The sequence below is a fragment of the Pseudonocardia sp. genome (genome assembly GCF_050246655.1).
Taxonomy (GTDB): domain Bacteria; phylum Actinomycetota; class Actinomycetes; order Mycobacteriales; family Pseudonocardiaceae; genus Pseudonocardia.
Genome location: NZ_JBFWVQ010000208.1, coordinates 1 through 4,902, shown reverse-complemented (window position 1 = coordinate 4,902; position 4,902 = coordinate 1). Strand labels below are relative to the sequence as shown.

Sequence of the window (4,902 nt, the reverse complement as noted above, 5' to 3'; positions counted from 1 at the left end):
GCGCGATGACCCGCATCGACGTGTCGTCCGCGGGCACCGGCACGGGTTCGCCGTCGATCTCGATCGATCCGTAGTCCGTGCCGAAGGAGATCGTGGAGACGGGGATGTCGGCGTCCGCCGCCTTGCGGGCCGCCGTGAACGCCCCGCGCGACTCGTTCTCGCCGTCCGGCCCGGGGACGGTCTGCTTGCCGTCGGTCATCAGGACGATGCGCGCGGGCGGCGGCCCCTCGGCGGACGCGGCCGCGACCGCGGTGGAGAACGTCTCGATCGACTGCATGGCAGCGAAGATCGCCTCGCCGGTGGCAGTGGCCTCGGAGAGGCGCAGCCCGTCCACGGCGCGTTTGACCGCGTCCCGGTCCGTGGTCGGCGAGACGAGCACTGCCGCGGTACCCGCGAACGACACGAGCCCGAGGTTCACCCCGGGGGTGAGCTGGTCGGCGAAGTCCTTCGCCGCGGCCTGGGCGGCGGCGAGGCGCGTGGGGGCGACGTCGGTGGCCTTCATCGACAGCGAGACGTCGATCACCAGGACGACCGTGGCCCGGTTGCGCGGCACCTTCGCCTCCGCCTGCGGCCCGGCCAGCGCCACCGCCAGCACGGCGACGGCGAGGATCAGCGCGGCCGCCGGAAGGTGGCGCCACCAGCCCGGACGGCGCGGGGCCACCTGGTCCAGGAGGGCGAGGTTGGTGAAGCGCACGACGTCGCGGCGTCGGCGGCGCAGCACCACCAGGTAACCGCCGACGAGGCCGGCCGCGACGAGGAGCAGCAGCAGCCACCACGGGGAGGCGAACATCACGGGGTCATCGACCCCCTCCGGACCACGCCCGTTTGCGGGCGAGTGCGAAGCGGACGACGTCGGCGATCCAGTCCGAGTCCGTGCGCAGCGTGAGCTGGGCGGCGCCGCAGCGGCGCAGGGTGGCGGCCACCCGGTCCCGGTGCGCGGCCGCGGCGGCCGCGAACTCCCGGCGCAGCACCGGGGTCGTGACGATCTCGCGTTGGCGGCCCGTCTCCGGGTCGGCGAGCACGACCGTCCCGACGTCGGGCAGCTCCAGCTCCCGGGGGTCGAGCACCTCGACCGCGACGAGGTCGTGGCGGCCGCCGATCGCCCGCATCGGCCGCTCCCAGTCCGGGTCGCCGAGGAAGTCCGAGATGACGACGGCGAGCCCGCGCCGCCGCGGTGGGCGGCGCAGGTTCTCGATCGCGGCGGCGAGGTCGCCGCGGGTGCCCTCGGGCGCGCGGGGGGTGGTGGCGACGCGGCGCAGCATCCCGCGGGCGTGCACCAGGCCGCCGCGGGCGGGGATGCGGACCACGCGCTCGCCGGTGGCGACGATCGCGCCGATGCGGTTGCCGCCGCCTCGGGTGAGGTGGGTGACCGCCGCGAGCGCGGCGACGGCGAGATCGCGTTTCTCGCAGGCCGCTGTGCCGAAGTCGAGGCTGGGCGAGAGGTCGATGACGACCCAGGTCTCCAGCTCGCGGTCCGCGACCGTCTCGCGGACGTGCGGGTGGGTGGTGCGGGCGGTGGCGGCCCAGTCCATCCGGCGGACGTCGTCGCCCGGCTCGTAGGCCCTGGCCTCCCCCGGCTCGCTGCCCGGGCCCGGGACGAGCCCGATGTGGTTGCCCTGCAGCAGCCCGTCCAGGCGCCCGCGGACCGACAGCTCCAGCGCCCGCAGCGACGCCTCCATCCGGCCGTCGCGCAGCGACGGGGGTGCCGTCGCGGGACGGCGGACGGTCCGCGACGGCCCGCCCGACGGCACCGTGGGCGCCCCGTCCACGTCGGACGCCGCAGTGTCCGGATCGGCGGGCGCGGGCGAGGTCACGTCGGGGCACCCACCGGCTGGCCGGCGCCGTGCGGTCCCGGGGCCTGCGGACGGGCGCTGACCTGCGGCAACGGCACGGTGGAGAGCACCCGGCCGATGATGTGCTCCATCGGCACGTTGTCCGCGACGGCGTCGTAGGACAGCACGAGGCGGTGGCGCAGCACGTCCGGGGCGACGTCGAGGACGTCCTGGGGCAGCACGTAGTCCCGGCCGCGGACCAGGGCGAGGGCGCGGGCCGCGGCGACGATCCCGAGCGTGGCGCGGGGCGAGGCGCCGTAGGAGACCCAGCCCGCGATGTCGCCGAGGCCGTGCTCGGCGGGGGTGCGGGTGGCGACGACCAGGCGCACGACGTAGTCGACCAGCGCGTGGTGCACGAACACCCGCGTCGCGACGCCCTGCAGCCGGACGAGCTCGCGCGGGTCGATCACCTGCTGCGCGACGGGCGGTTCGGCGCCCATCCGGTAGACGATCTCGCGCTCCTCCTCCACCCCCGGGTACTCGACGATGATCTTGAACAGGAAGCGGTCCCGCTGCGCCTCCGGCAGCGGGTAGACGCCCTCGTTCTCGATCGGGTTCTGCGTGGCGAGCACGAGGAAGGGGTCCGGCATCGGGAACGTGCGCCCGCCGATCGACACGTGCCGCTCGGCCATCACCTCGAGCATCGCCGACTGCACCTTCGCGGGCGCGCGGTTGATCTCGTCCGCGAGGACGAAGTTCGCGACGACCGGGCCCAGCTCGACGTCGAACTCCTCGCGGCCCTGCCGGTAGATGCGGGTGCCGAGGATGTCCGACGGCACGAGGTCCGGGGTGAACTGCAGGCGGGCGAACGTGCCGCCGACGACCTTCGCCACCGTCTCGACGGCGAGCGTCTTCGCCACCCCGGGCACGCCTTCGAGCAGCAGGTGCCCGCGGGCGAGCAGGCCGACCAGCATGCGTTCGACCAGCCGGTCCTGGCCGACGATGACCCGCTTGATCTCGAAGACCACGCGCTCCAGCAGCTCGCCCTCGCGCGCGGGGGTGGGCGGGGCGGACCCGTTCGGGTTCGGGGGAACGTGCTCGCTCACGGGCCCATTGCACCCGACCGGCCGTGTGACCGGGGTGAGCGGATCATCCGAGCGCTGCACGCAGCCGGGTGAGGTCGGTCGCGGTGACGTCCACATGGGGGCTCAGCCGCAACAACGGCCCGCAACCCTCCCGCGGCGCCCTGGCGGGTCGGCAGGCGGTGGTGAGGATGCCGTCGGCGAGCAGGGCGGCCTGCACGGCGGCGACGTCCTGTCCGTCGAGCGGGCGCAGCGAAGTGATCGCGCACGGCTCGTCGGGCTCGCCCGCGACGGCCCACCCGGTCAGGTCGCCGAGGACCTCCCGGGTGAGCGCGCCCGACTCCACGAGCCGCGCGCGCACCGCCGCGGGGCCCGCGGCGAGATGCTCGGCGACCGCCACGGCCAGCCCCACCCGGCCCGCGACGTGCGCCTCACCCGACTCCAGGTAGCGCACCGGCGGCAGGTCGTCACCGAGCAGGGCGGGCGGGACGAGGCGCAGCGTGTCGCGGTGCGGGGGCGCGACGGCGAGGACGCCGACCCCGCGCGGCCCGGCCAGCCACTTGCGGCTCGTGGCGTAGACGACGTCGGCGCCCGTCGCGGTGTCGACGTGCCCGAGGGCCTGGGCCGCGTCCACCCACAGCGGAACCCCCGACTCACGGCACGCCGCGGCCGCGGCCGCGACCGGCTGCACGAGCCCGCGGTGCGAGGCGACCTGGGTGAGGTGCACGACGGCCGGCGGGTCCGTCGCGAGCAGCCGGGCCAGGCCCGCCACGTCGAGGTGGCCCGCGCCGTCCTCCGGGAGCGCGACGACGCCGAGGCCGCGCGCGGCGAAGCCCTCCAGGTTCGGCCCCCACTCCCCCGCCAGCACCCCGACGGTGTCGCCGGGCCGCCACGGCCACGCCCCGAGCAGCGCCTCGCGCGCCGCCGACGCGCTCTCGACGAACGCGACACCCTCCGCGTCGACGCCGAGCAACCGGGCGAGGCCGGTTCGACCGGACTCGATCTCCGGTTCGGCCTCGGCCTGCGCCACGTACGCCCCGATCCGTGCGGCCCGGCGAGCGTGCGCCGCGGTGGCGTCGAGGACGGCTTCGGAGCTGCGGCCCGCCGAGGCGCTGTCCAGGTGCAGCACCGCGGGCGGGGGCCGCTCCCCCGCCCACCGCCGCCACCGGGCGTCGAGGTCCTGGAGGATCGTCATGGACCCGATGCTGCCATCAGGCGTCCGGCTCGGCCCCTGCCTCACAGCATCCGCGTGGCCTCCGGCAGCAGCCCCTTGCGGCGCAGCGACGTGATCCGCACGTTCCCACCGGTGTAGGGCGCCTCGATCATCTTGCCCCCGCCGACGTACATCGCGACGTGGTGGATGGGCGCGCCACCGTTGCGGTAGAAGACCATGTCGCCCGGCCGCAGGTCCGAGATCGGCACCTTCCGGCCCGCGTGGAACTGGTTGCGGCTCACCCTCGGCAGGCTCACCCCGGCGCCGTTGAAGGCGTAGAGCATGAGCCCGGAGCAGTCGAAGCCGATGCGCCGACCCGGGTCGCCCGCCGGGCCGGGGATGCCGGTGCTGGGCCCGCGCCCGGTCCCACCGCCCCAGACGTACTGGACGCCGAGCTGCGACATCGCCCGGTCGATGACCCGCTTGATGCCACCCCCGCCTGCGGCGCCTGCGGCCTTCACCCGGCCGGCGGCGGCCGCGGCGGCGGCCCGGTCCTGGGCTGCCTGCTCCGCAGCGAGCTTCGCCTGGTAGGCCAGGAAGCGATCGCGCTGGGCACGCAAAGTGGCGTCGGCGTTCGTGGCGGAGTCGAGGCGGCCCTGCACCGTCGCGCGCTCGGCCTCGACGGCGGCCAGCCGGGCGGCCTGGGCGCGGGCGGCGTCCTCGGCGCGGGCGACGGCGTGGTCGGCCGTGGACTTCGCGGCCGCGGCGGCGCTCTCGCGGGCCCGAGCCTCGTCGAGCAGGGCACGGGCGGTGGAGTCGGCGTTGGCCTTGGCGACGCGGGCCCGCTCCAGCTCCTCGGTGACGGCGAGCAGGTTGCGGGCGACGACGTCGTCCG

5 protein-coding genes are annotated in these 4,902 nt (G+C 76.0%); all 5 read right to left on the bottom strand.

The window, feature by feature from the left end:
• Positions 1-790: VWA domain-containing protein (locus tag AB7J25_RS30140; RefSeq protein ID WP_428514700.1), on the bottom strand; the 790-nt coding region annotated here is incomplete at its 3' end.
• 7 nt (positions 791-797) lie between these two features.
• Positions 798-1,679, bottom strand: coding sequence for a DUF58 domain-containing protein (locus AB7J25_RS30135; protein ID WP_428514702.1), 882 nt, complete (start codon positions 1,677-1,679; stop codon positions 798-800).
• A gap of 131 nt (positions 1,680-1,810) precedes the next feature.
• Positions 1,811-2,878, bottom strand: coding sequence for an AAA family ATPase (locus AB7J25_RS30130; protein WP_428514698.1), 1,068 nt, complete (start codon positions 2,876-2,878; stop codon positions 1,811-1,813).
• A 43-nt stretch (positions 2,879-2,921) separates the two neighbouring features.
• On the bottom strand, positions 2,922-4,049 hold the full coding sequence (locus AB7J25_RS30125; protein WP_428514696.1) for an aminotransferase class V-fold PLP-dependent enzyme: 1,128 nt from the start codon (positions 4,047-4,049) through the stop codon (positions 2,922-2,924).
• Positions 4,050-4,090: 41 nt separating this feature from the next.
• A partial coding sequence (locus tag AB7J25_RS30120) for a C40 family peptidase (RefSeq protein ID WP_428514694.1) occupies positions 4,091-4,902 on the bottom strand: 812 nt, incomplete at its 5' end.

Excerpts from the sequence above, each read along its gene's own strand:
- AB7J25_RS30135 (WP_428514702.1), bottom strand. The coding sequence starts at position 1,679 with ATGGAGGCGTCGCTGCGGGCGCTGGAGCTGTCGGTCCGCGGGCGCCTG.
- AB7J25_RS30125 (WP_428514696.1), bottom strand. The coding sequence starts at position 4,049 with ATGACGATCCTCCAGGACCTCGACGCCCGGTGGCGGCGGTGGGCGGGG.